This is a genomic window from Mycobacterium mantenii, from assembly GCF_010731775.1.
GTDB lineage: Bacteria > Actinomycetota > Actinomycetes > Mycobacteriales > Mycobacteriaceae > Mycobacterium > Mycobacterium mantenii.
Map to the genome: position 1 here is coordinate 2,514,295 of NZ_AP022590.1, position 26,751 is coordinate 2,541,045.

At 66.1% G+C, this 26,751-nt stretch carries 25 protein-coding genes and 1 pseudogene; 9 read left to right on the forward strand and 17 right to left on the reverse strand.

Annotation, left to right across the window (positions count from 1 at the left end; translation table 11 throughout):
* Positions 1–220: 220 nt before the first annotated feature.
* Both G6N50_RS11345 and G6N50_RS11350 read right to left on the reverse strand, forming a co-directional pair.
* Positions 221–1,237, reverse strand: a complete 1,017-nt coding sequence (locus G6N50_RS11345; RefSeq protein ID WP_083096050.1) for an acyl-ACP desaturase — start codon at positions 1,235–1,237, stop codon at positions 221–223.
* A gap of 186 nt (positions 1,238–1,423) precedes the next feature.
* Positions 1,424–2,776 (reverse strand): salicylate synthase, encoded by a 1,353-nt coding sequence (locus G6N50_RS11350; RefSeq protein ID WP_083096052.1) that lies wholly within the window; start codon positions 2,774–2,776, stop codon positions 1,424–1,426.
* A 346-nt stretch (positions 2,777–3,122) separates the two neighbouring features.
* On the opposite strand from G6N50_RS11350, the gene G6N50_RS11355 reads away from it, so the two are divergent.
* Entirely contained in the window at positions 3,123–3,335 is a 213-nt protein-coding gene (locus G6N50_RS11355) for a hypothetical protein (RefSeq protein WP_067829941.1), read from the forward strand.
* 280 nt (positions 3,336–3,615) lie between these two features.
* Entirely contained in the window at positions 3,616–4,848 is a 1,233-nt protein-coding gene (locus G6N50_RS11360; protein ID WP_083096055.1) for a sodium-dependent bicarbonate transport family permease, read from the forward strand.
* A 17-nt stretch (positions 4,849–4,865) separates the two neighbouring features.
* Here G6N50_RS11360 and hemW read toward each other — a convergent pair whose 3' ends face one another.
* Complete coding sequence (gene hemW / locus G6N50_RS11365; RefSeq protein ID WP_083096058.1) at positions 4,866–6,038, reverse strand: radical SAM family heme chaperone HemW; 1,173 nt, start codon at positions 6,036–6,038, stop codon at positions 4,866–4,868.
* Positions 6,039–6,204: 166 nt separating this feature from the next.
* Here hemW and G6N50_RS30100 point away from each other — a divergent pair, with 166 nt between their 5' ends.
* The 3 genes from G6N50_RS30100 (at position 6,205) to G6N50_RS11375 (ending at position 8,853) form a co-directional block, all read left to right on the forward strand.
* Positions 6,205–6,330, forward strand: coding sequence for an Ms4527A family Cys-rich leader peptide (locus G6N50_RS30100; RefSeq protein ID WP_372509934.1), 126 nt, complete (start codon positions 6,205–6,207; stop codon positions 6,328–6,330).
* Positions 6,331–6,445: 115 nt separating this feature from the next.
* On the forward strand, positions 6,446–8,113 hold the full coding sequence (locus tag G6N50_RS11370) for a nitrite/sulfite reductase (protein ID WP_083096060.1): 1,668 nt from the start codon (positions 6,446–6,448) through the stop codon (positions 8,111–8,113).
* A complete protein-coding gene (locus tag G6N50_RS11375; RefSeq protein WP_083096062.1) occupies positions 8,110–8,853 on the forward strand; it encodes a phosphoadenylyl-sulfate reductase in 744 nt (247 codons plus the stop codon). Before G6N50_RS11370 ends, G6N50_RS11375 begins: the two co-directional genes overlap by 4 nt.
* A gap of 26 nt (positions 8,854–8,879) precedes the next feature.
* On the opposite strand, the gene G6N50_RS11380 is transcribed toward G6N50_RS11375, so the two are convergent.
* The 5 genes from G6N50_RS11380 to G6N50_RS11400 form a co-directional block, all read right to left on the reverse strand.
* Positions 8,880–9,962 (reverse strand): sulfate/molybdate ABC transporter ATP-binding protein, encoded by a 1,083-nt coding sequence (locus G6N50_RS11380; RefSeq protein ID WP_083096065.1) that lies wholly within the window; start codon positions 9,960–9,962, stop codon positions 8,880–8,882.
* Positions 9,963–9,970: 8 nt separating this feature from the next.
* Positions 9,971–10,789: a sulfate ABC transporter permease subunit CysW gene (gene cysW, locus G6N50_RS11385; RefSeq protein ID WP_083096067.1), complete on the reverse strand. Its 819-nt coding sequence runs from the start codon at positions 10,787–10,789 to the stop codon at positions 9,971–9,973.
* Entirely contained in the window at positions 10,786–11,622 is an 837-nt protein-coding gene (gene cysT / locus G6N50_RS11390; protein WP_372509936.1) for a sulfate ABC transporter permease subunit CysT, read from the reverse strand. The genes cysW and cysT overlap by 4 nt, the downstream gene beginning before the upstream one ends.
* Positions 11,623–11,648: 26 nt before the next feature.
* Entirely contained in the window at positions 11,649–12,680 is a 1,032-nt protein-coding gene (locus G6N50_RS11395; protein WP_083096071.1) for a sulfate ABC transporter substrate-binding protein, read from the reverse strand.
* A gap of 326 nt (positions 12,681–13,006) precedes the next feature.
* Positions 13,007–13,201 (reverse strand): hypothetical protein, encoded by a 195-nt coding sequence (locus G6N50_RS11400; protein WP_083096072.1) that lies wholly within the window; start codon positions 13,199–13,201, stop codon positions 13,007–13,009.
* A 106-nt stretch (positions 13,202–13,307) separates the two neighbouring features.
* Between G6N50_RS11400 and G6N50_RS11405 the strand changes: the two genes are divergently transcribed.
* Entirely contained in the window at positions 13,308–15,356 is a 2,049-nt protein-coding gene (locus tag G6N50_RS11405) for a glycoside hydrolase family 15 protein (protein ID WP_083096115.1), read from the forward strand.
* Between the two features lie 72 nt (positions 15,357–15,428).
* Here the strand turns inward: G6N50_RS11405 and G6N50_RS11410 are convergent, their stop codons facing one another.
* The 4 genes and pseudogenes from G6N50_RS11410 to lepA all read right to left on the reverse strand — a co-directional run bounded on the left by G6N50_RS11410 (position 15,429) and on the right by lepA (position 19,919).
* Entirely contained in the window at positions 15,429–16,160 is a 732-nt protein-coding gene (locus G6N50_RS11410) for a sensor domain-containing protein (protein ID WP_083096075.1), read from the reverse strand.
* A 188-nt stretch (positions 16,161–16,348) separates the two neighbouring features.
* On the reverse strand, positions 16,349–16,957 hold the full coding sequence (locus G6N50_RS29350) for a sensor domain-containing protein (protein ID WP_332108051.1): 609 nt from the start codon (positions 16,955–16,957) through the stop codon (positions 16,349–16,351).
* Between the two features lie 193 nt (positions 16,958–17,150).
* Positions 17,151–17,909, reverse strand: coding sequence for a sensor domain-containing protein (locus G6N50_RS11420; protein ID WP_083096077.1), 759 nt, complete (start codon positions 17,907–17,909; stop codon positions 17,151–17,153).
* Between the two features lie 2 nt (positions 17,910–17,911).
* Positions 17,912–19,919: pseudogene (lepA, locus tag G6N50_RS11425) on the reverse strand (translation elongation factor 4).
* Here lepA and G6N50_RS11430 point away from each other — a divergent pair.
* The gene (locus tag G6N50_RS11430; protein ID WP_083096080.1) at positions 19,901–20,503 is read left to right on the forward strand and encodes a type II toxin-antitoxin system PemK/MazF family toxin; all 603 of its coding nucleotides are present in this window, start codon (positions 19,901–19,903) and stop codon (positions 20,501–20,503) included. The pseudogene lepA and the gene G6N50_RS11430 overlap by 19 nt on opposite strands.
* Positions 20,504–20,605: 102 nt before the next feature.
* On the opposite strand, the gene G6N50_RS11435 is transcribed toward G6N50_RS11430, so the two are convergent.
* Positions 20,606–21,034 carry a CBS domain-containing protein gene (locus G6N50_RS11435; RefSeq protein WP_067830401.1) on the reverse strand — a complete coding sequence of 143 codons (429 nt, stop codon included), beginning with the start codon at positions 21,032–21,034 and terminating at the stop codon, positions 20,606–20,608.
* Positions 21,035–21,200: 166 nt separating this feature from the next.
* Here G6N50_RS11435 and G6N50_RS11440 point away from each other — a divergent pair, with 166 nt between their 5' ends.
* Positions 21,201–22,043: a ribonuclease Z gene (locus G6N50_RS11440; RefSeq protein WP_083096083.1), complete on the forward strand. Its 843-nt coding sequence runs from the start codon at positions 21,201–21,203 to the stop codon at positions 22,041–22,043.
* On the opposite strand, the gene G6N50_RS11445 is transcribed toward G6N50_RS11440, so the two are convergent.
* The 4 genes from G6N50_RS11445 to G6N50_RS11460 are packed head-to-tail and all read right to left on the reverse strand — an operon-like array spanning position 22,022 to position 26,332.
* Positions 22,022–22,765, reverse strand: coding sequence for a hypothetical protein (locus G6N50_RS11445; RefSeq protein ID WP_083096086.1), 744 nt, complete (start codon positions 22,763–22,765; stop codon positions 22,022–22,024). The two genes, G6N50_RS11440 and G6N50_RS11445, sit on opposite strands and share 22 nt — an antisense overlap.
* Before the next feature lie 51 nt (positions 22,766–22,816).
* On the reverse strand, positions 22,817–23,656 hold the full coding sequence (locus G6N50_RS11450; RefSeq protein ID WP_083096089.1) for a transglutaminase family protein: 840 nt from the start codon (positions 23,654–23,656) through the stop codon (positions 22,817–22,819).
* Positions 23,656–24,633, reverse strand: coding sequence for an alpha-E domain-containing protein (locus G6N50_RS11455; protein ID WP_083096091.1), 978 nt, complete (start codon positions 24,631–24,633; stop codon positions 23,656–23,658). The genes G6N50_RS11450 and G6N50_RS11455 overlap by 1 nt, the downstream gene beginning before the upstream one ends.
* On the reverse strand, positions 24,620–26,332 hold the full coding sequence (locus G6N50_RS11460) for a circularly permuted type 2 ATP-grasp protein (RefSeq protein WP_083096093.1): 1,713 nt from the start codon (positions 26,330–26,332) through the stop codon (positions 24,620–24,622). Before G6N50_RS11460 ends, G6N50_RS11455 begins: the two co-directional genes overlap by 14 nt.
* Positions 26,333–26,477: 145 nt before the next feature.
* Here G6N50_RS11460 and rpsT point away from each other — a divergent pair, with 145 nt between their 5' ends.
* The gene (gene rpsT, locus G6N50_RS11465) at positions 26,478–26,738 is read left to right on the forward strand and encodes a 30S ribosomal protein S20 (RefSeq protein WP_066862701.1); all 261 of its coding nucleotides are present in this window, start codon (positions 26,478–26,480) and stop codon (positions 26,736–26,738) included.
* Positions 26,739–26,751: the final 13 nt, after the last annotated feature.

Sequence of the window (26,751 nt, forward strand, 5' to 3'; positions counted from 1 at the left end):
CATCATGACCAGAATGACTTTGGACTTAAGACCGGACATGAATCCTCCATCGGGGTTGAAGTTGGGACATATGCTACGCCCGGCAGCACGAAAAAGCTTGGGAATGGCCGATATTCGGTCACCCGAAGGTCTCACCAAGACCACCCGAGGGTCTCATCAAGGGCACCCGAGGGTCTCATCAAAACCACCCGAGGGTCACATCAAGGCAACATAGCCGGCGTTAGTGTTTGCTCAGCGTTAACGTTCCCTTGGTCTGGAGCACTTTGCTGGCGGTGATCTTTTCGGTCTTGCGCGCCTCACGCTCCAGATAGCGGTGTTTGGACTCGTCGAACTTCTCCGAGGCGTCCTCGAGTTCCTTGACCAGCAGCGCGAGATCGTCGCGCATCCCGGCGGCCTCGCCGGTGAGGTCTTCGCGTTCGAAGATCCGCCACTTCTTCAGAACCGGCATGACCACTTCTTCGAGATGGATCCGCGGGTCGTAGACACCGCCGACGGCGATGACCACCGCCTTACGACGAAACTCCGGGATCGTATATCCGGGCATCTTGAAATTGCGCAGGATCCGGTGCACCGACTTCATCGCCTGATTGGGGGCAATGTCCAGGCCGGCGGCGCTGATATCTCGGTAGAAGAGCATGTGCAGGTTCTCGTCGTGCGACACCCTGGCCATCAACTGCTCGGCGATCGGGTCGTTGCTGACCTTGCCCGTGTTGCGGTGCGAGACGCGGGTGGCGAGTTCCTGGAACGAGACATACATGACCGAGTCGAACAGACTCTCAGCGAACATATCGCCCTGCTGATTCTGGCCGGGACTGAAGCCCCTCGTCATTTGCTCCAGGCGCAGCTTCTCCAGCTCCACCGGGTCGACGGCGCGGGTGATCACCAGGTAGTCGCGCAACGCCGTGCTGTGCCTGGCCTCCTCCGCGGTCCACCGATTCACCCAATGACCCCAGGGACCGTCCATGCTGAAGTTCATCGCGATCTCACGGTGATAAGACGGCAGATTGTCTTCGGTCAGCAGATTTTGAACCATCGCCACCTGTGCGACGTCGGGCAGCTTGGCCTGCCCGGGCTCCCAACCCTGACCGGATGGTCCGTAGAAGTTTTTGCCGTCCGACCAGGGAACGTAGTCGTGCGGGTTCCACTCTTTGAACATCGACAGGTGGCGATTGAGCAGGCGCTCAACCACCGGCTGGAGCTCGTGAAGTAGCTGCAAGTTAGTCAGTGCCTTGGGCACGGAGCCCTCCCAGTTATCTGCGACGGTCGGTTATGCGCAATGTATCTGTGTCATGCGGTTACACGAAGATGGCATACCGGGGAACCGGGTAAATAGGGCCGAAAGTCCCTACGGCACCAACCGTGACACGGGAAACACCAAAGCGGCCTGGCACCACGACCGCCGCGCAGGAGGAGCGATTAAAAGCTATTGATGCGCAATCAGATACGGCGCCAGCGTGGACAGCTTCTCGCAGGTCTCCTCGAATTCGCGGTCGGGAGTGGACTCTTCGATGATGCCCGCACCGGCACGCAGCCACGTCTTGCCGTCACGTTCGTAAGCAGCCCGCAGCGTCAGCGCCGCATCCAGCCCGCCGTCGGCCGAAATCATCACGACCGCACCCGAATACAGGCCGCGCGGTCCCTCGTCGAGGCGCATGATCGCTTCAACGCCACCCGCTTTCGGGATTCCCGACGCGGTGACCGCCGGGAAAAGCGCTTCCAGCGCGTCCATCCGGTCGTTGGATGTCCCCAGCCGACCGCTGACCGTGGAGCCGAGATGCTGCACGCTCCCCCGTTCCCGCACTGTCATGAAATCGGTGACGACGGCGGTGCCCGGCTCGGTGATCTCGATCATTTCCTGCAGCGAGCTTCGCACCGAAATCGCGTGCTCGACAATCTCTTTGGAATTGGACTCCAGGTCGTCGCGGGCCTGGCGGTCACGCGCCTCGCCACGGCCGAGTGCGCGGGTGCCCGCAAGCGGTTCGGTCACCACGATGCCATTGTGATGCACGGCCGCGACCAGTTCGGGGCTGTAGCCCACGGCGCGAATCCCGCCCAGCCGCAACAGGAACGACCTCACCGGGGTGTTGTGGCGCCGGGCCAGCCGGTAGGTGGACGGAAAGTCGAGCGGGAAGGGCACTTCCAGGGACCGGGAAAGAATGACCTTGTGGTAGCGGCCCGCGGCGATCTCGCTGACGGCGGCCGCCACCCGATCGCGGTAGGCGGACGGGTCAGCGACGACATCGACCGCCGAGGCGGCGCGCACGTCGGGCACACCGGCGCCGAGCACGTCCAGGACTTCGTCGCGGTGGCCGGCCGAGGTGCCGTACAGGCGGACCGCCTTTCGGGTCACCACGATGCGGCCGTGCGGCCAAAACACCCGGGCCAGCGGAGTTCCCGGCGCCAGCCGCTGCTGCAGCCCGTAGCGATAGACGCCGAATTCGAAGGCGATCCAACCGAAGAGCTGGTCGGTTTCCAGCAAGAGCCGGTCAATGGCCTCACCGAGAACCGGCCCGGGCCTACCCGACCACTGCTGGGTTTGAGTCACGCCGTCGCGGACAACGCGCAGCTCGTCGCTGTCCAGCTCGATCATCGCGCGCACCCCGGTGGCCAGCACCCATTCACCGCCGCGCTCGTAGAGCAGATACTCGTCCCCGACGCGCTCGGACAGAACCACGGCCAGCTCGGCCGCCAGGTCCGCCGGGTCGATATGCACGGGGAGCGGAATCGACGGCGACTCAGAGCCGGCGGAACTTGTCTCGACGCTGACCTCGGTCACGGTTAGTAAATGTAGCCTAACCTATGTAACCGCGCACCACCGCTCCCGCCAACCGGCCAATGGATTGGCGCGTTCAGCTAAAACTCGCGCGGAGTTAAGGCGCCGGCGGCTCGGGCGCCAACCGCCTAGGAGTTTCGGCGTGCCGGCGGCGTCGGCCTGTTCGCCCAGCTAGACCGGGGTGGCACCCGCCTTCGGGGCGCGGATTTCGCCGCCGGCCGTGAAGATCGCCACTCCAAAGGTTTTCCAACCGTTTACGTCGCGGTCGCACAATAAGCGACTGCGGCAGCGACACTTTTCCTAGCGCCCTTGCCCCGCGTCCCCGCACCCGCCGGATTGGAGGATCACGGTGTTCATAATCCGGCTTTTCAACGGCGAGGAAGTGCACGCGAGCGAAGGCGACGAACTCGAAATCAATCAACAGACCGGTGTGCTTTCGGTTTCCCGCGTCGACGGTTTCGAGGAAATCACGACGCATTACTCGCCATCGGCCTGGCTGTCGGTAACGCACCGAAAAAAGGGAGCCGGAGTTAGGCCCTCCCTCATCTCGTCAGCGCGCTGACCGATATTGACTCCACAGTAAATCCACAGCACATTCATACCAAACTGTCGTCGCCCTTGGCCCGCGCGGATGCAGAATCCTGCTCTACGGACACCGCCCTGACCAGCAGTTTCATCGCCTCTTAGCCGCCGAATAGGCGTCCGCTTCCCTGTGTGTGTTCAAGTGGCGGCAAGTCAACGGCAGCGATAAATTCTTCACGGTCGGTCGGGATGTTTCTCGTGGTTGCTCCGCTTGCGGACGGTGCCTCCCCTGATCAGCGCCCTATTTAACGGAGGCATCGATGCTGCAAGAGTTCTGGCACAACTTCACCCACAACTTGTTCAAGCCGCTTCTACTGTTCTTTTACTTCGGGTTTTTGATTCCCATCCTGAAGGTACGGTTCGAATTCCCCTACGTCATTTATCAGGGATTGACGATGTACCTGCTGCTGGCCATCGGCTGGCACGGCGGGGAAGAGCTCGCGCAGGTCAGCGCGTCCAGCGTCGGCGCCATCGTGGGCTTCATGGTCCTGGGCTTCGTGCTGAACTGTGCGATCGGCGGCCTGGCCTACCTCGGCCTCAGCCGCCTGAAATCACTTCGCAAAGTCGACCGCGCCACGATCGCTGGCTATTACGGGTCGGACTCGGCGGGCACCTTCGCCACTTGCGTGGCCGTCTTGGCCGCGGTGAACATCGCCTTCAACGCGTACATGCCGGTGATGCTGGCCGTGATGGAAATCCCGGGCTGTCTGGTGGCGCTGTATTTCGTGGCCCGGCTGCGCCACCGCGGCATGGACTCCGCCGGCTACATGCCCGACGAGGCCGGCTACACGCCGCCGGTCAAGGTCGGGGTGGGCCCCGGCACCGCCGCGCGCCCTCCGCACGGCCAGAGCCTGGAGGAAGCGGCCATCGAGCAGGAGCTGGAACTTTCGCTGGAAAAGATGGAGCACCCGGACTGGGAGAACGACCACAGCCCGGTACGCACCAAGGGCAAGAAGGTGCCGATCTTCTCGCGGGAACTGTTCCAGGAGGTCTTCCTCAATCCCGGCCTTGTTCTGTTGATGGGCGGCATCATCATCGGCCTCGTCAGTGGACTGCAGGGACAGAAAGTCGTTGCCGACGACGACAAATTCTTCGTGCTGGCTTTCCAGGGCGTGCTGTGTCTGTTCCTGCTCGAGATGGGGATGACGGCGTCGCGCAAGTTGAAGGACCTTCGCACGGCGGGCCCCGGTTTCATCGTCTTCGGCCTGGTCGCGCCGAATGTCTTTGCGACACTTGGCATCGTCGTTGCCTGCAGCTACGCATCGCTGACCCACACCGATTTCAAGACCGGAACCTACGTCTTGTTCGCGGTCCTGTGCGGTGCGGCGTCCTACATCGCCGTCCCGGCGGTCCAGCGCCTGGCGATCCCCGAGGCGAGCCCGACGCTGCCGCTGGCCGCCTCACTGGGCCTGACGTTCTCCTACAACGTCACCATCGGGATCCCGCTCTACATCGAGATCGCCCGCCTCTTCGAGCACTTGTTCGGGGTCTGACCACCCGGTAAACGCCGCTACCCCAATAGCGTTCGCACCACGGCGTCGGCCAGCAGCCGTCCGCGCGGAGTCAGGACAAGCCTGTCGCCGTCGGCGTCCAACAATCCGTCGGCGACTATGCCCCCGGCGCGTTCGCGCTCGGTAGCACTCAGCAATGGGACCGGGAGCCCTTGGCGCAAACGGGTTTTCAACAGCACGTCCTCGGTGTGTGAGGCCTCGGCGTCGAGTTGCTCAAATCCGGCTATCGGCAGCGTCGCGGCACTCAACCTCTCCGCATAAGCGTTGGGATGCTTGACATTCCACCAACGCGTCGAACCGACGTAGCCATGCGCACCCGGCCCCGCACCCCACCACTGGCCGCCGTCCCAGTAGCCGAGATTGTGCCGGCATTCGCCGCCCGGCCGCGACCAGTTGGACACCTCGTACCACGACATCCCGGCCTGCGACAGCCGCGCGTCGACCAATTCGTAGCGGTGGGCCAGCACGTCGTCGTCGGGTGCCGGCAGTTCGCCGCGGCGGACCCGGCGGGCCAGCGCGGTGCCTTCCTCGACCACCAGCGCATAGGCGGACACGTGATCCACACCGGTCTCGATCGCCGTGTCGACCGAGCACAGCAGGTCGTCGTCGGACTCCCCCGGCGTGCCGTAGATCAAGTCAAGGCTGACGTGCTCGAATCCCGCGGCCAGCGCCTCGCGGGCGGCGGCCGCGGACCGGTTCGGCGTGTGGATGCGGTCGAGGACCCCCAGCACCCTCGGCGCCACCGACTGCATGCCCAGCGATACCCGGGTGTAGCCGGCCCCCCGGATGGCGTCGAAGAAGTCCGGCCACGCCGACTCGGGGTTGGCCTCGGTGGTGATCTCGGCGTCGGGCGCCAGCGTGAAGTGCTGGCGCACCATGTTCAGCAGCGTGGCCATCCGCGGTCCCCCCAGCAGTGAGGGCGTTCCGCCACCGACGAACACGGTGTCGACCGGCGGCGCCTGCAGCCTCGCGGCCGCAAGTTCCAGTTCCGTCCCCAGCGCACTGAGCCAGGCGTCCGGATTGACGCCCCCCAGCTCGGCCGGGGTGTAGGTGTTGAAGTCGCAATAGCCGCAACGCGTTATGCAGAACGGGACGTGCACATAGATGCCAAACGGCTGCCCGGCGACCACCCGAACGTCGGGCAGGTCGAGGGGGTCCTCGCGAATGGCCATGCCACATGATCCCACGGCGAACGGGGCGCCCCGGGGACGTCGACCACCCGGAACGACGACCGGCCGGGCGCGCAACGTCGCATGAACTTCCAAGGCTTTGCGAGTGGGCCCTCCCAGCCTCGGTCGGTAGTTTTAATCACCGTGAGCCAAGATTTGACCTGCTCGCATGGCTCTTCGGCGACCATGGCACAATGGGGGCGTGACCGTCGACCAGCCCAGCCCGCACATTGTGCTCGTGGCGCGGCGGCACATTGATCTCAAGCGCGTTTGCAGCTGTATCTGTCTGCCTTGACGTGGTAGACCCAGGCCCCCTGCGTCTCCAGCTGGCCGAAGGTTCCGCGCCGCTCAAAAATGTCGGTGAACTGTGCTGGCCGCGCTGGCGATCTTTTTAGAGGAGAGAACGTCCGATGACCACCGCCCGACCCGCGAAGGCCCGTAACGAGGGCCAATGGGCACTGGGAAATCGTGAGCCGCTGAATCCGAACGAGGAGATGAAGCAGGCCGGCGCCCCGCTCGACGTGCGGGACCGCATCCTGGACACCTACGCCAAGGACGGCTTCGACAGCATCGACAAGAGCGACCTGCGTGGGCGTTTCCGCTGGTGGGGGCTCTACACCCAGCGTGAACAGGGCTACGACGGCACGTACACCGGCGACGACAACGCCGAGCTGCTGGAAGCCAAATATTTCATGATGCGGGTGCGTTGCGACGGCGGCGCTCTGTCGGCGGCGGCGCTGCGCAGCGTGGGCCAGATTTCCACCGAATTCGCCCGCGACACCGCCGACATCACTGACCGCGAGAACGTGCAGTACCACTGGATCGAGGTGGAGAACGTCCCCGAGATCTGGCGGCGGCTGGCCGAGGTCGGACTGCAGACCGCCGAGGCGTGCGGCGACTGCCCGCGCGTGATCCTGGGCTCACCGCTGGCCGGCGAGTCGCTGGACGAGGTGCTCGACCCCAGCTGGGCGATCGAGGAGATCGCGCGCCGCTACATCGGTCAGCCCGACTTCGCCGACCTGCCGCGCAAGTACAAGACCGCGATCTCGGGCCTGCAGGATGTGGTGCACGAGGTCAACGACGTCGCGTTCATCGGCGTCAACCACCCCGAGCATGGCCCGGGGCTGGACCTGTGGGTCGGGGGCGGGCTGTCGACCAACCCGATGCTGGCCCAGCGGGTCGGCGCCTGGGTGCCGCTCGAAGAGGTGCCCGAGGTGTGGCACGCGGTGACGTCGATCTTCCGCGACTACGGCTACCGGCGCCTGCGGTCCAAGGCGCGGCTGAAGTTTCTGATCAAGGACTGGGGCATCGAGAAGTTCCGCGGAGTTCTGGAGACCGAGTACCTCAAGCGTCCGCTGATCGACGGCCCGGCCCCCGAGCCACTGAAGCATCCGATCGACCACGTCGGGGTGCAGCGGCTCAAGAATGGGCTCAACGGGGTGGGGGTCGCCTCGATCGCGGGCCGGGTGTCGGGCACCATCCTCACCGCCGTGGCCGACCTGGCCGAGCGGGCCGGCTCGGACCGGATCCGGCTCACCCCCTACCAGAAGCTGGTCATCCTCGACGTGCCCGACGACAAGCTCGACGAGCTGATCGCCGGCCTGGAAGCCCTCGGGCTGCAGTCACGCCCGTCTCATTGGCGCCGAAATGTGATGGCGTGCACGGGGATTGAGTTCTGCAAGTTGTCCTTCGCCGAAACCCGGGTCAGGGCGCAGTCATTGGTGCCCGAGCTGGAACGCCGGCTCGCGGACATCAATCAGCAGCTCGATGTGCCCATCACCGTCAACATCAACGGCTGTCCCAATTCGTGCGCACGCATCCAGGTCGCCGACATCGGGCTCAAGGGCCAGATGGTCGACGACGGGGAGGGCGGCTCGGTCGAGGGTTTCCAGGTGCACCTGGGCGGCAGCCTGGGCCTGGACAGCGGCTTCGGTCGAAAACTGCGCCAGCACAAGGTCACCGGCGACGAGCTCGGCGACTACATCGAGCGGGTGACACGCAACTACTTGAAATATCGCGGCGAGGGTGAACGTTTCGCACAGTGGGCTATGAGGGCAGACGAGGACGATTTGCGATGAGCGAACGAACGACCAAACTTTCGGAAGCCGAACTGCGCGCGCTTGCCGCCCGTGGCGCGGCCGAGCTCGAAGGTGCCAGCGCCGCCGAGGTGTTGCGTTGGACCGACGAAACCTTCGGCGGCATCAACGGGCCGCGCGGCTGGGCCACCTGCAACTACGTGGTGGCCTCCAGCATGCAGGAGGCGGTGTTGATCGATCTGGCGGCCAAGGCCCGTCCGGGTGTGCCGGTGGTGTTCCTGGACACCGGCTATCACTTCGTGGAGACCATCGGCACACGGGACGCGATCGAGTCGGTGTATGACATCCGGGTGCTCAATGTCATGCCTGAGCAGAGCGTCGCCGAGCAGGACAAACTGCTGGGCAAGGACCTGTTCGCACGGGATCCCGGTGAGTGCTGCCGGCGGCGTAAGGTCGAGCCGCTGGGCAAGACGCTGCGCGGATATTCGGCGTGGGTGACCGGGCTGCGGCGGGGCGAGACCGCCGCGCGCGCCAACGCCCCCGTGGTCGGTTTCGACGAGGGCTTCAAGCTGGTGAAGGTCAACCCGCTGGTCGAATGGTCCGACGAGGACGTCCAGAATTACATCGACGAGCACGGTGTGCTGGTCAATCCGCTTATCTACGACGGCTATTCATCGATCGGTTGCGCCCCCTGCACGGCCAAGCCGCTGGCGGGCGCCGACCCGCGCAGCGGACGCTGGCAGGGACGGGCCAAGACCGAATGCGGTTTGCACGCGTCGTAGCGCGTGCGACAGGACCGATCCGGCCGTCACGCCGACGTCAGCGTGGTCTCATCCTCGTCGGCCTCGCGACCAGCGTCCGTCGCACCGGGGGTGATGGGCGGCACCCGGGTGGCACGCACGTAGACGGTGTCTCCCTCGCGTAACGCGAGCGCTTCGGCGTCACCGCGCGTGATCTGGGCGGTGAAGAATCCTCCCGTCGCGGCGCTGGTCAACTCCACCCGCACCTCGAAGCCGAGCTTCACCACCCGGTCGACGACGGCCCGCGCCACACCCGTGGACTCGGCGGTGCCGTCCTCGGCGGCCACCGCCATCTCGGGGGTGCGTCCCACCCGGATGTCGTGCGGCCGCACGAGCGTGCCGTTCAGGGTGGACACCGCACCGAGGAACGACATCACGAACGCGTTCGCCGGGGCGTCGTAAACGTCCGTCGGAGAGCCGATCTGCTCGATGCGGCCATGGTTGAGCACCGCGATCCGATCGGCGACGTCCAATGCCTCCGCCTGATCGTGGGTGACCAGGACCGTGGTCACGTGCACCTCGTCGTGCAGGCGGCGCAACCAGGCTCGCAGGTCCTCGCGCACCTTGGCGTCCAGCGCGCCGAACGGCTCATCGAGCAGCAGCACCTGCGGATCGACCGCCAGCGCCCGCGCCAGCGCCATCCGCTGCCGCTGACCACCGGAGAGTTGGTTGGGATAGCGGCCCTGAAAACCGCTCAGCCCCACCACTTCGAGCAGATTGTCGACTTTGGCGTTGATCTCGGCTTTGGGACGCTTGCGGACCTTGAGCCCGAAGGCCACGTTGTCGCGGACCGTCAGGTGCTTGAACGCCGCGTAGTGCTGGAACACGAACCCGATGCCTCGGCGCTGCGGCGGCACGCGGGTCACGTCACGTCCGTAGATGGTGACGGTTCCGGTGTCGGGTTGGTCGAGGCCGGCGATGGTGCGCAGCAGGGTCGATTTGCCCGAGCCGCTGGGCCCCAGCAACGCCGTCAGCGAGCCGGTGGGGACGACGAAGTCCACATGGTCGAGCGCGACGAAGTCGCCATAACGCTTGTTGGCGTCGCGCACGATGATGGCGAGGTCGCCCCGGTTGGCGTTTGTCACGGTCATTCCCCCCGTCAGGCCTGTCGCGCCGCTCGTGCGCGGCGCGCGTCGAGCACCACCTGGAAAACCAGCACCAGCACGGCAACTCCCATCAGCAGCGTCGACAGCGCGTAGGCGCCGTATTCCGCACCGCGGTTGTACCGGTCGGAGACAAGCAATGTCAGCGTCTGTGACTTCCCCGGCAGGTTCGACGACACCATGAGCACGGCACCGTATTCCCCCAGGGTACGTGCGATGGTCAACACGATGCCGTAGGTCAGACCCCACCGGATGGATGGCAGGGTGATCCGCCAAAAGGTCTGCCACCAGCCCGAACCCAGGGTGGCGGCGGCCTCCTCCTGGTCGGTTCCCAGCTCATGCAGCACCGGCTCGACTTCGCGGACCACGAACGGCAGCGTAACGAAGATGCTGGCCAGCACGATTCCCGGCAGGCCGAAGATGATCTTGAACCCGAGGTCTTTCTCCACGAACCCGAGCGCACCGGCAGACCCCCACAACACGATCAACGCGACGCCCACGATGACGGGCGAGACCGCGAACGGCAGATCGATAACCGCCTGCAGCACGCCCTTACCGCGAAACCTGTTGCGCGCGAGGACCAATGCGGTGGGAATACCGAAGATGACGTTGAGGGGCACCACGATGGCCACGACCAGCAGCGTCAGATTCAGCGCAGAGATCGACGCGGGGGTGCTCACCCAGGCGTAGAACTGACCGAGCCCGGGTTGAAATGTCCGCCACAGAATCAACGTCACCGGGACGACGAGCAGCACGAAGACGTATCCGAGCGCGATGAACCGCAACCAATAGCGCACCCCCGCAGACGATGTCATGCGGACAGTTCCTCTCGTTTGGCCGCGTGTCCACCCACGATTCGCAAGATGAGCAGCACAACGAACGAAATCGACAACAGCACAATCGATATCGCGGCGGCACCGGTGCGGTCGTCGTTCTCGATCAAGGTTCGTATCCACTGCGACGACACTTCGGTCTTGCCCGGCACCGCACCTCCGATGAGCACCACGGATCCGAATTCGCCGATCGCCCGCGAGAACGCCAGGCCCGCACCGGATAACAACGCGGGCAGCAGCGACGGCAGCACCACGGAGGTGAAGATCTTCGGGCCGCTGGCACCCAGCGACGCCGCGGCCTCCTCGGTTTCGCGGTCCAGTTCCAGCAGCACCGGCTGCACGGCGCGCACCACGAACGGCAGCGTGACGAAGGCCAGCGCCACCGCCACACCCCATGACGTGTGCTGCAGATGCAGACCGACCGGGCTGTTGTTGCCGTACAACGCCAGCATCACCAGGCTCGCGACGATGGTGGGCAGCGCGAAGGGCAGATCGATGATCGCGTCGACGAGGCGCTTGCCCGGAAAGTCGTCACGCACCAGCACCCACGCGATCACCAGGCCAAAGATCAGGTTGAGCACCGTGACCCCCGCCGAGATCGTCAGGGTCACCCGGAACGACTCCAGCGCGGCATTCGAGGAGACCGCGAGCCAGAACGCGTGCCAGCCGCCGCCCGCGGCCTGCCAAGCGATCGCCGCCAGCGGCAGCAACACGATCACCGACAGCCACACCGTGGCCGCGCCGACCCGCAGGGCGGTGGTCCCGCGGCCACGCCCGGGAGGCGGTGGCACGTCGCCGCCGAGCTCGGGCCGGATTGCGAGCGGGTCCGGCGTGATGGCCGTCATCCGGTGGCCTTCGTGTAGACCTTGGTGATGCTGCCGGTGGTCTTGTCGAACAGCTGCGGATCCGCCGTGCTCCAGCCACCCAGGTCGGCGATGGTCCACAGTTTCGCCGGTACCGGGTACTGGTTTCGGAATTCGGCGGCGACGGCAGGATCGACCGGGCGGAAACCGGCCTGCGCCCAGACCTTTTGGGCCGCGGCCGTGTATTGGAAGTTCTTGAAGGCAACCGCGGCATCCAGGTGCGGGCTGGTGTTGACCACGGCCACCGGGTTGTCGATTTCGAAGGTCTGCGGCAAGTTGATGTGTTCGACCGGTTTTCCCGCCCGCTCGGTGGCGATGGCCTCGTTCTCGTAGCTGATCAACACGTCGCCGCTGCCCTGCACGAAGACATCGGTGGCCTCCCGCCCCGATCCGGGGCGCAATTTGACGTGTTCGGTCACCAACTTCTTGATGAAATCAACACCGGCGTCGCTGTGGGCGCCGCCTTCGCTCTTGACGGCGTACGGCGCAAGCAAGTTCCACTTGGCCGATCCGGAACTCAGCGGGCTGGGGGTGATGACTTCTATGCCGGGCCGCAACAGGTCATTCCAATCCCTGATGTTCTTCGGATTGCCCTTGCGCACCACCAGCGTGACCACCGAGCCGAACGGAATTCCCTTGGTGGCGTCGGCATTCCAGTCCTTGGAAACCTTGCCGGCCTTGACCAGCCGAGCGATGTCGGGTTCGACGGAGAAGTTCACCACGTCGGCCGGCTTGCCGTCGACGACACCGCGGGATTGATCACCGGAGGCCCCATAGGAGGTGACCACCTGCACGCCCTTGCCCTCGTCGGAGGCATTGAACGCCGGAATTATCTTGCTCCACCCCGGTTCTGGGACCGAGTAGGCGACCAGAGTGATGCTGGTGCGGGCGTTGGGCAGCCCGCCGCCACCGACGGCGTCACTGGCGCCGCCGTGGCATCCGGCGACGACGCCGGCAATCAGGGCAAGGGCAAGGACGGGCCGCCAGCGCGATGCGGTCCTGATGTCCATTGAGGGCCTTCCGGTGCGAAACGTATGGGATTGCGGTCCCGTTTCTGCGGAAGGGCACCTAGAACTTCAGGAGAATTCGAAAACTCCAGACCAGACCGCGCACGGGTTTGGGAGTCAGCGACAACAGTGCACGAAGGCATAGCACCCTGGAATGCCGATTGCCATGCGCATGGCGGGAAGCCTAACAGGAATTGACGTTGCCGCCACCGCGACGGTGGCTCGGCGCGCGCGTCAGCGATGCATCAAATGGGTGACCAACCAGGTGATGACCACCAGCGCAACCAGGATGCCGAGCACCAGCGTCACGTGCGACCGGGGCATGCGCGTTACCCGGGCGTCCCGTCGGCGTGACGGGCACGGCGCATCAGCTTGATGCCCCTACCAAGCAGGCCATCCAGCACGGCCGCCGTGGCGTAGGCCACCGCCAGCACGATCGGCATCACGACCATCGCCTGCAGTACGAAGGGCAGCCCGGAAAGCCACAGCTCGTTGCCGTCCCACCAATTGAGGAACGCGTTCACGTGGCTCACCCTATTCGGCCCGGCCGCCGAAGACCAATGTGCAGCGCGCAACGCCGCGGTTGGCGAAACGTTGGACGCGGGATCGCTGAGCAGCGATGATGTCCAGATGGTTCTGCATGCCCAGCCCGAAGACCAGCCGGCCCACTCGGACGAAGCCATGCCCGAGGACGCGTTCGAAGCTGCTCCCGCAACGACGATGTCGTCGTCCATCGACCTGCGCACGCCCGGACCGCTCGCCCCCAGCGCAGCCCTGCGGAACCCATTCCCGCCGATCGCCGACTATGCGTTCCTGTCGGACTGGGAAACCACCTGCCTGATCTCGCCGGCCGGGTCGGTGGAATGGCTGTGCGTGCCCCGGCCGGACTCCCCCAGCGTGTTCGGCGCGATCCTGGACCGCAGCGCCGGCCATTTCCGGCTCGGTCCCTACGGCGTCTCGGTGCCCTCGGCCCGCCGGTACCTGCCCGGCAGCCTCATCATGGAAACCACCTGGCAGACCCACACCGGGTGGCTGATTGTGCGCGACGCGCTGGTCATGGGCCCCTGGCATGATCTGGAACGACGGTCACGGACGCATCGCCGCACCCCGATGGACTGGGATGCCGAGCACATCCTGCTGCGCACGGTGCGCTGCGTCAGCGGCACCGTCGAACTGATGATGAGCTGCGAGCCCGCGTTCGACTACCACCGCATCGGCGCCAGCTGGGAGTACTCCGCCAACGCGTACGGCGAGGCCGTCGCACGCGCCACCAGGGAACCCGACGCTCACCCGACGCTGCGGCTCACCAGCAACCTGCGGATCGGGCTGGAAGGCCGGGAGGCACGCGCGCGCACCCGGATGAAAGAGGGCGACGACGTGTTCGTCGCTCTGAGCTGGACCAAGCACCCGGCACCGCAGACCTACCAGGAAGCCGCCGACAAGATGTGGCAGACCACCGAGTGCTGGCGGCAGTGGATCAACATCGGCAACTTCCCCGACCACCCGTGGCGGGCATACCTGCAGCGCAGTGCGCTGACGTTGAAGGGCCTGACCTACTCGCCCACCGGAGCGCTGCTGGCGGCCAGCACCACGTCGCTGCCGGAAACACCGCAGGGCGAACGCAACTGGGACTACCGCTACGCCTGGGTGCGCGACTCCACGTTCGCGCTGTGGGGCCTGTACACGCTCGGACTGGACCGCGAGGCCGACGACTTCTTCGCCTTCATCGCCGACGTCTCCGGCGCCAACCACAACGAGCGGCACCCGCTGCAGGTCATGTACGGCGTGGGCGGCGAGCGCAGTCTGGTCGAAGAAGAGCTGCACCACCTGTCCGGTTACGACCACGCCCGCCCGGTGCGCATCGGCAACGGCGCCTACGACCAGATCCAGCACGACATCTGGGGCTCCATCCTGGACTCCTTCTACCTGCACGCCAAGTCGCGCGAGCAAGTCCCGGAGACGTTGTGGCCGGTGCTGAAAAAGCAGGTGGAAGAGGCGATCAAGCACTGGCGCGAGCCGGACCGCGGGATCTGGGAGGTGCGCGGAGAACCGCAGCACTTCACGTCGTCGAAGGTGATGTGCTGGGTGGCGCTCGACCGCGGCGCCAAGCTGGCCCAGCGGCAGGGCGAGAAGAGTTACGCCCAGCAGTGGCGGGCGATCGCCGAGGAGATCAAGGACGACATCCTGCAGCACGGCGTGGACTCCCGCGGCGTCTTCACTCAGCGCTACGGCAGCGACGCGCTGGACGCCTCGCTGCTGTTGGTGGTGCTGACCCGGTTCCTGCCGCCGGATGACCCGCGGGTGCGCAACACCGTTTTGGCGATCGCCGACGAACTCACCCAGGAGGGCCTGGTACTGCGCTACCGGGTCGAGGAAACCGACGACGGGCTGTCCGGCGAGGAGGGCACCTTCACGATCTGCTCGTTCTGGCTGGTCTCGGCGCTGGTCGAGATCGGCGAGGTGCGGCGCGCCAAACGCCTGTGCGAGCGGCTGCTGTCCTACGCCAGCCCGCTGCACCTCTACGCCGAGGAGATCGAACCGCGCACCGGCCGGCAGCTGGGCAACTTCCCGCAGGCGTTCACGCACCTGGCGCTAATCAACGCGGTGGTCCACGTGATCCGCGCCGAGGAGGAAGCCGACGGCTCCGGGATGTTCCAGCCCGCCAACGCGCCGATGTAGTGGCGAAGGGCCGCGCAGTCATGTTGGGCGCCGAAAAATGGTGCGCGACAACGTAAGCGCCGCAGCGCCCGCCTAGCGCAGCGCGCCGATTTTGTCCCGCATGATCTGCGCGATGTCAAGTGCGCTGGCGTCGACATCGTCTAGTTGCCGGGGTGTCCGGTCCGGCATGCTCGCAAAGTCGACCTCGACTTCGATGAGGCAGTTGTCCCGCACACCGATGGCCCGTCCGACCGGCAGGGAATCGTCGAGAAGCTGGTTCGGCGAGTCCAATTCGATCGACGTCGTCGCCGCGAGAACCGAAGCTTCAACGTGGACTTCGTTCACCTTCGCCTTCAGCCTGAACGCCCCACCGGTCAGGGGAACCGTCTTGCCCTCACAGCGTTGCCACTGCCTGGTAAACGTCACGAACAGCGCCCCGGCGTCGTCGGGCGTCGGCAAGTCGACCACCCCCTCTTTGACCCTGACCACCGCGGCGGTCGTGGACTCGGGCCGCCACGTCTCCTGCGCGACGCTTCTGACCTTCCGGTATCGGTAGGCGCTTTGCTGCAGCATCACCGCAACTTCGATGCAGTCGTCGGGCGACGCCGACCTGTCCCCCGGCAGCGACTCGGGGCCCGCGAAACTCGGTGGGAATCCGGGATCAATATTCAGTGGCTGCCTGACAATTCGCGACAGCGCACTCTTGCCGAGCAGCACCCGCCTGATGGTCGATCCGCTGAGCGATCGCGGTGCGGCGCCGGGCGCCGGCCGCGCCGTGCCGTCGACCGCCACGGAGCAGCCCGAGGCCAGCATCACGATGGCCATCAGGGCACCGACGCGCCGGGAGTTACTCGTACCGGTCCTCACACTTCTTGCCGTGCCTCCCGATCCACTAGCCCGTTTGATACCGCCTTAACTGGACTTTACGTTCGCGGCGACGGGCACACCGCATGCCACACCGAGGACACAGCGCAACGTCAGGCATGTCTCAGGTTTCCGATGGTGAGGCCGTGTCAGATCAGGGTGCTGAGTTTGTCGAGTACCGCGTGCGCGATGTCGATGGCGCTGGTGTTGATGTCGCCGGTCCCCTCGTCTCCCGGGTAGGAGGTGGGAACGAAGCTGACCATGACCTCGACCAAACAATTGCCCCGCACGCCCAGGGCCCGGGCTTCGGGGATGGTGGTCAAGATCGAGTGCGGGCCCGACCCCATCGAGACTGTGGCCGCGACAACCGAATCCGTGACGCGTATGTCGGGTATGGCGTTCTGGCCGTACACATCGACGGGCGGCGTCGTCACCGTGGTGCCATCGCAGTGCTGCCACTGTGCGGCGAACGCGGCGAACAACGCGTTGGCGTCTGCGGCCGTCCGCAACGCGACGATGCCCTCGTCGACGTTGTCGACCTTCACGGAAGTACCGTTGTGGTCCCATATTTCACTGACCGTGTTTTGAATCGGCGCGGAGCGATACGGCCCCCGCTGCATCATGTGGACCACGCCGAGGCAGTCGGCGGGCTGCGCGTTCTCCCACGCGCTTCCCAATTTGTCGCTGCCGCCGAACTCCGAGAATTTTGGGGGCGGTCTGGAACGGCTGGTTGAGCAGCTTCGCCAATGCGGCGCCATCGATCAAGGCCCGCTTGATGATTGGGCCCGTCAGCGCGTGCGGCACCGAGGTCGGCGCCGGTCCCGCCTTGCCACCGGTCGTTGCGGTGCACCCGCTCGCCAGCACCACCGCCCCCAGGGCGACCGAACACCAGCGGCTTGTCACTTGTGTCAATGCCCTTCCCGGCGCCGTTGTACCGGCAGTCTGCTCGCGTCAGCCCAGCGCGCTGACTTTGTCCATCAGGGCGTGCGCGATGTCGATGGCGCTGGAGTTGATGTCGGCCGATCCCGGATCGGAGGACCGTCGCCCGCCGAAGAACACCACCTGGACCTCGACGAGGCAGTTCGACCGGATACCGATGGCGCGCGCCTGCGGGGTGGGCCGCAGGGGCGGCATGTTAGGCAGGATCGATGTCGCCGTCTTGGTCGCCGCGATGGTGGAATCCGTGACGCGGACATCGCTGATGACGTTCGTGGTGCTGATCGGGCCGCTTTGTTCAGACGTCGTCATGCCGTTGCATTGCTGCCACTGCCCGGAGAACTGCGCGAGCAGCGCCTGGGCCTGCGACGGCGACGAGAGCGAGACCACGCCCTCTTCGACGGTGATCACCTGTGCGGGTTCGCCGTTGTTCCACCACGACTCCGACGCAACATCTTTGACGTCGGCGGACCCGTACACGTCCTTCTGCAGCATCGCCGTCACGCCCAGGCAACCGGCCTGCGACATGGATCGCTTGACGTCGTAAAGCGTTTCGGGTCCGCCGAATTCGGCCGGATCCCGCGCCACGAAGGTCTGATCGAGCATCCGCGACAGCGTCGCGCCGTCGAGGAGCACCTGCTTGACCGTTGCGCCGCTGATCGGCCGCGGCTTCAGGTTCGGCGCCGGCTTCGCCGTGCCCGCCACAACCCCGCCGCAGCCCGTCGCCACTGCGGCGACCGCCATCAGCGCCGTCGCCGCGCCCTGTATCCGCATGGCTACTTCTTGCCCTTGTCCCCCGCGGCGTCGGCGGACAGCGCCGCGACGAACGCCTCCTGCGGCACATCGACGCGCCCGATGGTCTTCATCCGCTTCTTGCCTTCCTTCTGCTTTTCCAGAAGCTTGCGTTTACGGGTGATGTCGCCGCCGTAGCACTTGGACAACACATCCTTGCGGATCGCGCGAATGTTCTCGCGCGCAATGATTTTCGATCCGATGGCCGCCTGGACGGGCACCTCGAACTGCTGGCGCGGAATGAGCTCTTTGAGCTTGGTGGTCATCTTGTTGCCGTACGCCGAGGCCCCGTCTTTGTGGACGATCGCACTGAACGCGTCGACGGCCTCCCCCTGCAACAGGATGTCGACCTTGACCAGTTGCGCTTGTTGCTCGCCGGCCTCCTCGTAGTCGAGGCTGGCGTAGCCGCGGGTGCGCGACTTCAGCGAGTCGAAGAAATCGAAGATGATCTCGCCCAGCGGCATGGTGTAGCGCAGCTCGACCCGTTCGGGTGACAGATAATCCATGCCGCCCAGCTCGCCGCGGCGCGACTGGCACAGTTCCATGATGGTGCCGATGAATTCGCTCGGCGCGATGATCGTGGTCTTGACCACCGGCTCGTAGACCTCGCGGATCTTGCCTTCCGGCCAGTCCGACGGGTTGGTCACCCGGATCTCGGTGTTGTCCTCTTTGATCACGCGATAAACGACGTTGGGCGACGTCGAAATCAGGTCCAGGTTGAACTCGCGCTCCAAGCGCTCGCGGGTGATCTCCATGTGCAGCAGACCCAAGAAGCCGCAACGGAATCCGAAGCCCAGCGCCACCGAGGTCTCCGGCTCGTAGGTCAGGGCCGCGTCGTTGAGCTGCAGCCTGTCCAGGGCGTCGCGCAGATCCGGGTAGTCGGAACCGTCCACCGGATACAGACCCGAGTAGACCATCGGCTTGGGTTCGCGGTATCCGGTCAGCGCCTCGGCGGCGCCGTGGCGTGCGGTCGTCACGGTGTCACCCACCTTGGATTGGCGGACGTCCTTGACGCCGGTGATCAGGTAGCCCACTTCGCCCACGCCCAGGCCGCCGCTGGCCTTCGGTTCGGGCGAGACGATGCCGACCTCGAGCAATTCGTGGGTGGCGCCGGTGGACATCATCGCGATGCGTTCGCGCGGGGTGATCTTGCCGTCGACCACCCGGACGTAGGTCACCACACCGCGGTAGATGTCGTAGACGGAGTCGAAGATCATGGCCCGCAGCGGCGCGTCCGCCTGACCTTGCGGCGGCGGCACCTCACGCACCACGTGGTCGAGCAGGTCGGCGACGCCCTCGCCGGTCTTGCCGGAGACGCGCAACACGTCGCCCGGCTCGCAGCCGATGATGTGGGCGATCTCGGCGGCGTAGCGGTCGGGGTCGGCGGCGGGCAGGTCGATCTTGTTCAGCACCGGAATGATGTGCAGGTCGCGGTCCAGCGCCAGGTAGAGGTTGGCCAGCGTCTGCGCCTCGATGCCCTGCGCGGCGTCGACCAGCAGCACCGCGCCCTCGCACGCCTCCAGCGCCCGCGACACCTCGTAGGTGAAGTCGACGTGGCCCGGGGTGTCGATCAGGTGCAGTACGTATTCGGTGTCGCCGACTTTCCACGGCAGGCGCACGTTCTGCGCCTTGATGGTGATCCCGCGCTCGCGCTCGATGTCCATCCGGTCCAGGTACTGGGCCCGCATCGACCGCTCGTCGACGACGCCGGTGAGCTGGAGCATCCGGTCGGCCAGCGTGGACTTCCCGTGGTCGATGTGGGCGATGATGCAGAAATTCCGAATCTGCGCCGGCGCAGTGAAGGTCTTGTCGGCGAAATTGCTGATGGGAATCTCCTGGTGCGTGCAAGCTTGACGGGGCGCGTCGCGGCCGTTTCCGGGGCGGTTCGCGGGTATGTCCAGCGTATCCAGACAGGGCCGTCTGGACCTACTTGGACACAATCGCACGCCGCCGCTCGCGTCTATGCTGCGAATATGGCGTCTCCCCGGAAATCCCAGTGGAAGACGTTTCAGCGGTTCGCCGAGAATCTGGTGTTCAACGGTGCTCCGCGCCTGGTCCGGCAGGTGCAGAATTCCCAGACCGTGCTGCGCGAACTGCAGCAGGCCGTGCGGATCACCGCGAACGTCATCGCCGCGGTGGCGCCGCCTCCCGCCGACGTGCCCGTCAGCGGCCGGCCGGTGACCAACGCCAGCCTCCCGACCGCGCAGCGGGCTCGCAGGCTGGTGTATGCGCCGAGCCTGGACGGCCGGGCCGATCCCGGCGAGATCGTCTGGACGTGGGTGGTCTACGAGGACGATCCCACCCAGGGCAAGGATCGTCCCGTCCTGGTCGTGGGGCGCGACCGCAGCGTGCTGCTGGGGTTGATGGTGTCCAGCCAGGAGCGCCACGCCGCGGACCCCGACTGGGTCGGAATCGGTTCTGGCTCATGGGATTACGAGGGCAGGCAGAGCTGGGTCCGGCTGGACCGGGTGCTCGACGTCCCCGAAGAGGGCATCCGCCGCGAGGGCGCCATTCTGGATCGCGAGACCTTCGATGTGGTGGCCGCCCGATTGCGCGCCGACTACTCCTGGCGCTAGTCCGTCGACGCAGGGGGCCGACTGACGTTCGCCGCGCGTGTACCTACGGCGAAGAAAACGTCGGAATTTCCGCGCTGAGTGCACGTTCAGCGAGGGGGCCGATCAGCCCTGGGTGATGTAGGACTGCAGCTGCTGCTGCTCGGCCTCGAGTTCTTCCATCCGGGTCTTCACCACGTCACCGATGCTGACGATGCCGATCAGCTTCTTCCCGTCCAGCACCGGCACGTGCCGCACCCGATTCTTGGTCATCAACACGCTGATCGCGTCGACCTCGTCGGTCTTGGTGCACGTGGCCAGCATGGACGTCATGATCTTGGACACCGGCCGAGACAGCACGCTGGCCCCGTGAGTGTGCAGCTGACGCACCACGTCGCGCTCCGACACGATGCCGACCACGCCTTCGTCGCCGACCACGACCATGGCGCCGATGTTCTGGTCGCTCAGCCCCGCAAGCAGCTCGCGAACCGTCGCATCCGGGTTGATGGTCACCACCGCCGCGCCCTTGTTCCGCAAGACATCCGCTATCCGCATTGAGGCCTCCACCGGTTTGTGATCCGCTTCACATCAGGCTACGGCTAACTCGCGCGGCGGAAAAGCCACTAACAGAACCTGCAAACAGATCGTGTCCATTCGGTGAATGCCGCGCCGATCGGCCGATTGAGCCACTCCGGGCACCGCGGGCTTGCAAGATAGGGCCATGATCGAGGTCACGCTGCTGGGAACCGGAAGTCCGATCCCCGACCCGAACCGCGCCGGGCCGTCAACTCTGGTGCGCGCGGGCGGGCAGGTGTTCCTGGTCGATTGCGGGCGTGGCGTGCTGCAGCGTGCGGCCGCGGTCGGCGTGGGCGCCGCCGGATTATCCGCGCTGCTGCTCACCCACCTGCACAGCGACCACATCGGCGACCTCGGCGACGTCCTCATCACGCGGTGGATCAGCACCTTTACCCCCGATCCGGTGCCGCTCCCCATCATCGGACCGCCGGGCACCGCCGAGGCGGTCGCGGCCACGCTGAACGCGTTCCGCCACGACATCGGCTACCGGATCGCCCACCACAGCGATATCAACGAGCCGCCGGCGGTGGACGTCCACGAATACACCGAAGGCGGCGTCTGGGACCGCGACGGCGTAGCCATCCGGGTGGCCCCCACCGATCACCGGCCGGTGGCCCCGACCATCGGATTTCGCGTCGACTACCAGGGCGCCTCGGTGGTGCTCGCCGGTGACACCGTCCCGTGCGCAGGCCTGGACGAGCTGGCGGCGGGCGCCGGCGCGCTGGTGCACACCGTGATCCGCAAGGACATCGTCGCCACCATCCCCCAGCAGCGGCTGCAGGACATCTGCGATTACCACTCGTCAGTGCAGGAAGCGGCCGCGACCGCGGCCCGCGCGGGGGTGGGCACCCTGGTCATGACGCACTACGTGCCGGCACTGGTGCCCGGTCAGGAAGAACAGTGGCGGGCCTTGGCGGCCACGGAGTTCGGCGGTCGCATCGAACTCGGTGACGACCTGCTCCGCGTTCAGGTCGACGCGCCCTCGTGACGGCCATCGGCGACCGCTCGCGGGGTTCCCGAACCCCGTTGCGTCGCATGCGTTAGGGCAACGCCGGCCACCATCAGCCAGGTCAGCGCCAGGACCCGGGCGATCGGCAAAATGACGCCCAGCGCCGGCCAGATCAGCACCACCGTCGTCAGCTCGGCGAGGGCGGCCGTCGCCAGACCGAGCCGGGCGATCGGGCCGGGCAGCAATATCTTGCCGGGCAACGCGAGGGCGCCGACCAGCAGGCCCAAGGCCACCAGGTGCCCCGGGCCGCCGGTGAGGAAGACCAGCAGATAAAGCGCCCTGACCAGCCCCGCGTTCGCGGCGACGTCCGGCATCGACAACACCCAGCCCAGCAGTCCGGCCAGACCGAGCGCACCGGCGGCCAACGTGCCGCCCGTCAGCGCGATCGCGGTGGACCCGGCGCCCGCCCCGCGTTGCCTCAACCGCGCACCGGCCAGCGCCGCATAGAGCGCCAACGGCACCGAGGACGCGAACGTCGCGACGGCGATGATGCGCACCGCCCCCGGCTGGGCGCGGACGTAGGCCGCGACGGCGCCCGCCGGGCCGTACGGCAACGGCATGATCCCGCCCACGGCGACCCCGAGGGAGATGCCGCCGATGAGCAGCCCGATACAAAGCAGGGACAGCGCCGCCAGGGGCGACCCGCCACGCCCGGGCCGGTTCTTCTCGAGCCGAGCCGCGCCTTCGGCCGCATCAGTCATCCCTGCAACGGTATCGCTGGGTCGGTTCACCGCCGCGGGCTCGCTCCCCGGCTAGGCGAGCCGAGTCACCTCCACGATCACGTCGAGGTCGGTGGCGCCCTCCCCGGAGTAGATGCCCTTCAACGGGGAGACGTCGGCGTAGTCGCGGCCGGCGCCCACGCCGACGTACTGCTCGGTGATCTCGGTGCCGTTGGTGGGGTCATAGCTCCACCAGGCACCCGTCCACGCCTCGATCCAGGCATGGCTTCGCCCGTCCACAGTGTCCCCGACGACCGCGTCGCGTTTGGGATGCAGGTACCCCGAGACGTAATGCGCGGGAATTCCCATGCTGCGCAACAACATCAGCGACAAATGTACGAAGTCCTGGCAGACGCCCTTGCCCGCCTTGAGCGCGTCGAGCCCGGACGAGTGCACGCTGGTGGTGCCCGGCAGGTATTCCAGTTCGTCGCGCACCCAGTTCGCGGCGGCGACAACGGCTTCGGCCGGTTCATGGGTCTTGCCGATCTTTTTACCCACCGACGTCACCCGCTTGCTGGCCGGGGTGTGCTCGGTGGGGCGCAGCAGGTCGTCGTAGCGATCGATCACCGCCACCGATTGCAGGTCGCTCCAGCCCACTTCCGCCGAGAGTGGCTCGGCCCGTTCGGTTTCCACGACCGAGGACGACATCACCGTGAGATCGGTGTGGGGCGCGTGCAGGTCGAACGCCGTGACCGCGGTACCCCAGTAGTCGATGTAGCGGTAGGACCGGGTCGCCGGGATGGTTTCGACGCGGTTGAGGATGACGTTCTGCCGGGTGTTCGACCGCGGGGTCAGCCGGGCTTCGTTGTAGGAGGCGGTCACCGGCGATTGGTAGGCGTATCCCGTGGTGTGCACCACCCGCAGCCGCCACATCAGCCGTCCCCTTTCCTGCTGACCAGTCGGGCGCGCTGGCCGGCGTCCGACCACGCCACCCAGGGCGTCACGTGGAAGTACTGCAGCGCCAAGGCATCTCCGACATCGCGACAGGTTCGCTGCAGCGCCGCCAGGCGGCTCTCCAATGATTCCAGCAGCACGCCGGGCTGGACGAACTCCAATTCGCTGCGGGCCTGACCGAGCAACCGCTGCGCCTCGGCGGTGGCCCCGATCCGGCTCTGCCGGTTGTGCACCAGTTCGTCGAGGTTGTGTTCGGCCAGTCGCAGCGAATAGAACACCGAACGCGGAAACAGCCGGTCCAGCAACATGAATTCGACCACCCGACCGGCGTCCAGCACTCCGCGGTAGGTGCGCAGGTAGGTGTCGTGCGCACCCGCCGAACGCAACAGCGTCACCCACGCCGGGGACGAGGCGCTGTCGCCGACCCGCGACAGCAGCAGCCGCACCGTCATGTCGACCCGTTCGATCGCGCGGCCCAGCACCATGAAGCGGTAACCGTCGTCGCGCGAGAGCGTCGAGTCGGCCAAGCCGGCGAACATTGCCGCGCGCCGTTCGATGAACGACAAGAAGTCGTGTGGCCCAAGACGTTTCGCGGCGCGCTCGCGCTCGGGCAGGGCGTGGTAGGTGGTGTTGAGGCACTCCCATATCTCACTGGAGGTCACCTCGCGGGCCGACTTCGCGTTCTCCCGCGCCGAGGTGATGGCGTCGACGATCGAGCAGCCACCCTGGGTGTTGGTGCTGTAGGCCACCAGGTCGGTCAACGACCACACGTCCAGGTCATGATCCGGCGGGTCGATACCGAGCACCCGCAGCAGCAGGCGCGAAGCCAGGTCCGGATCGACGCTGGAGTCCTCGAGCAACTGGTGCAGCGCCACATCCAGGATGCGTGCGGTGTCGTCGGCGCGTTCGACATAGCGGCCGATCCAGTAGAGCGCCTCGGCGTTACGTGCCAGCATCGTGCACCGCCCTTTGCTGTTGCTGTTGCTGTTGCTGTCGCTGTCGCTGTCGCTGCTCGTGCCGGGGCGGTTCGGTGGGTTGCGCCTGCTGGGACGTCAGCGACGTGAGCCGCGGCGCGTCGTCCGCCGGGTCCGGCATCGAGGTGGGCAACGAACGCACCACCTCCGCCGCCTCGAGCTCGTGGTCGCCCGCAGACGCCCGCGACGCCAGCACCCAGGTGTCCTTAGAGCCACCACCCTGGCTGGAGTTGACCACCCGCGACCCCTCGACCAGGGCCACCCGGGTCAGCCCGCCGGGCAGCACCCACACGTCGTTGCCGTCGTTGACCGCGAAGGGCCGCAGATCCACGTAGCGGGGTGCCAGGGTGTTGCCGATCTGGGTCGGCACCGTCGAAAGCTCCATCATCGGCTGTGCGATCCAGCTCCGCGGATCGTCGCGCACCTTCTTGGCGGCCGCGGCCAACTCCTTCTCGGAGGCATCCGGTCCGAACACGATCCCGTAACCCCCGGACCCCTCGACCGGCTTGAGGACCAACTCGCCGATGCGGTCCAGCACTTCTTCGCGTTCGTCGTCGAGCCAGCAGCGCAGCGTGTCCACGTTGGACAGCAGCGGCTTCTCGCCCAGGTAGTACTCGATCATCGTGGGCACGTAGGTGTAGACGAGTTTGTCGTCGCCGACGCCGTTGCCGATCGCGCTGGAGATGGACACGTTGCCCGCGCGGGCCGCATTGACCAGGCCGGCCACCCCAAGCACCGAGTCGGCGCGGAACTGCAGCGGATCCAGGAAGGCGTCATCGATGCGCCGGTAGATGACGTCGACCTGGCGCTCGCCCTCGGTGGTGCGCATGTACACCTGGTTGTCGCGGCAGAACAGGTCGCGCCCTTCGACCAGCTCGACCCCCATCTGGCGGGCCAGCAGCGAATGTTCGAAATATGCCGAGTTGTAGACGCCCGGGGTCAGTACCACCACCGTCGGGTCGGCCTCGTTGGTGGCCGCGGAGTTGCGCAACGCCCGCAGCAGGTGCGAGGCGTAGTCGTCGACCGCGCGCACCCGGTGGGTGGCGAACAGGTTGGGGAAGACGCGCGCCATGGTGCGCCGGTTCTCCATGACGTAGGACACACCCGACGGCGAGCGCAGGTTGTCCTCGAGAACCCGCCACGTGCCCTTGTCATCGCGGATCAAATCGATGCCGGCGACGTGGATCCGCACGCCGTTGGGCGGGGCGATGCCCATCGCCTGACGGTGGAAATGCTCACAAGAGGTGATCAGGCGGCGTGGGATGACCCCGTCGTTGAGAATCTCCTGGTCACCGTAGATGTCATCGAGATACATCTCGAGCGCCTTGACCCGTTGCACGATGCCGCTCTCCAACCGGTTCCACTCGGCGGCCGAGATCACCCGCGGCACCAGGTCCAGCGGGAAGGGCCGCTCCTGGCCCGACAAGGAGAAGGTGATCCCCTGGTCGAGGAAGGCGCGGGATAGCGCTTCGGCGCGAGCTTTCAGCTCAGAGGCGTCCGATGGCGCAAGCTCGGCGTAAATGCCCTTGTAGGGGCCGCGGACAGCGCCTTGGGCATCGAACATCTCGTCGAACGCCATCTCGTAGGCGTCCGACGACACGTTGTATCCGTCGAAGATGCGCTCAGAACGCACAGCGCGAAAACCCCGCTTGGTGTCGTCAAGCTGGTTGCTAAGACTCACTGTTCAGATGCTGCCTCAAGTCGACGTTCTGGCAGCCCAGGTGTTCCCATTTTGGGAGAAAACGTAACTCACTGATAACCTGGGCAGTCGCTGTGGTGATCAACCGGCGCCCAACAAAACGTCTCATCGAAGAAGGAACTCCAGCGTGGCCAACATCAAGTCGCAGCAGAAGCGCAACAAGACCAACGAGCGCGCTCGCCTGCGCAACAAGTCGGTGAAGTCGTCGCTGCGTACCGCCGTCCGCGCGTTCCGCGAGGCCGCCCACGCCGGCGATAAGGAGAAGGCCGCCGAGTTGCTGGTGTCGACCAACCGCAAGCTGGACAAGGCGGCCAGCAAGGGCGTGATCCACAAGAACCAGGCGGCGAACAAGAAGTCGGCGCTGGCGCAGGTCCTCAACAAGATCTGAGGCCTGATCGGCC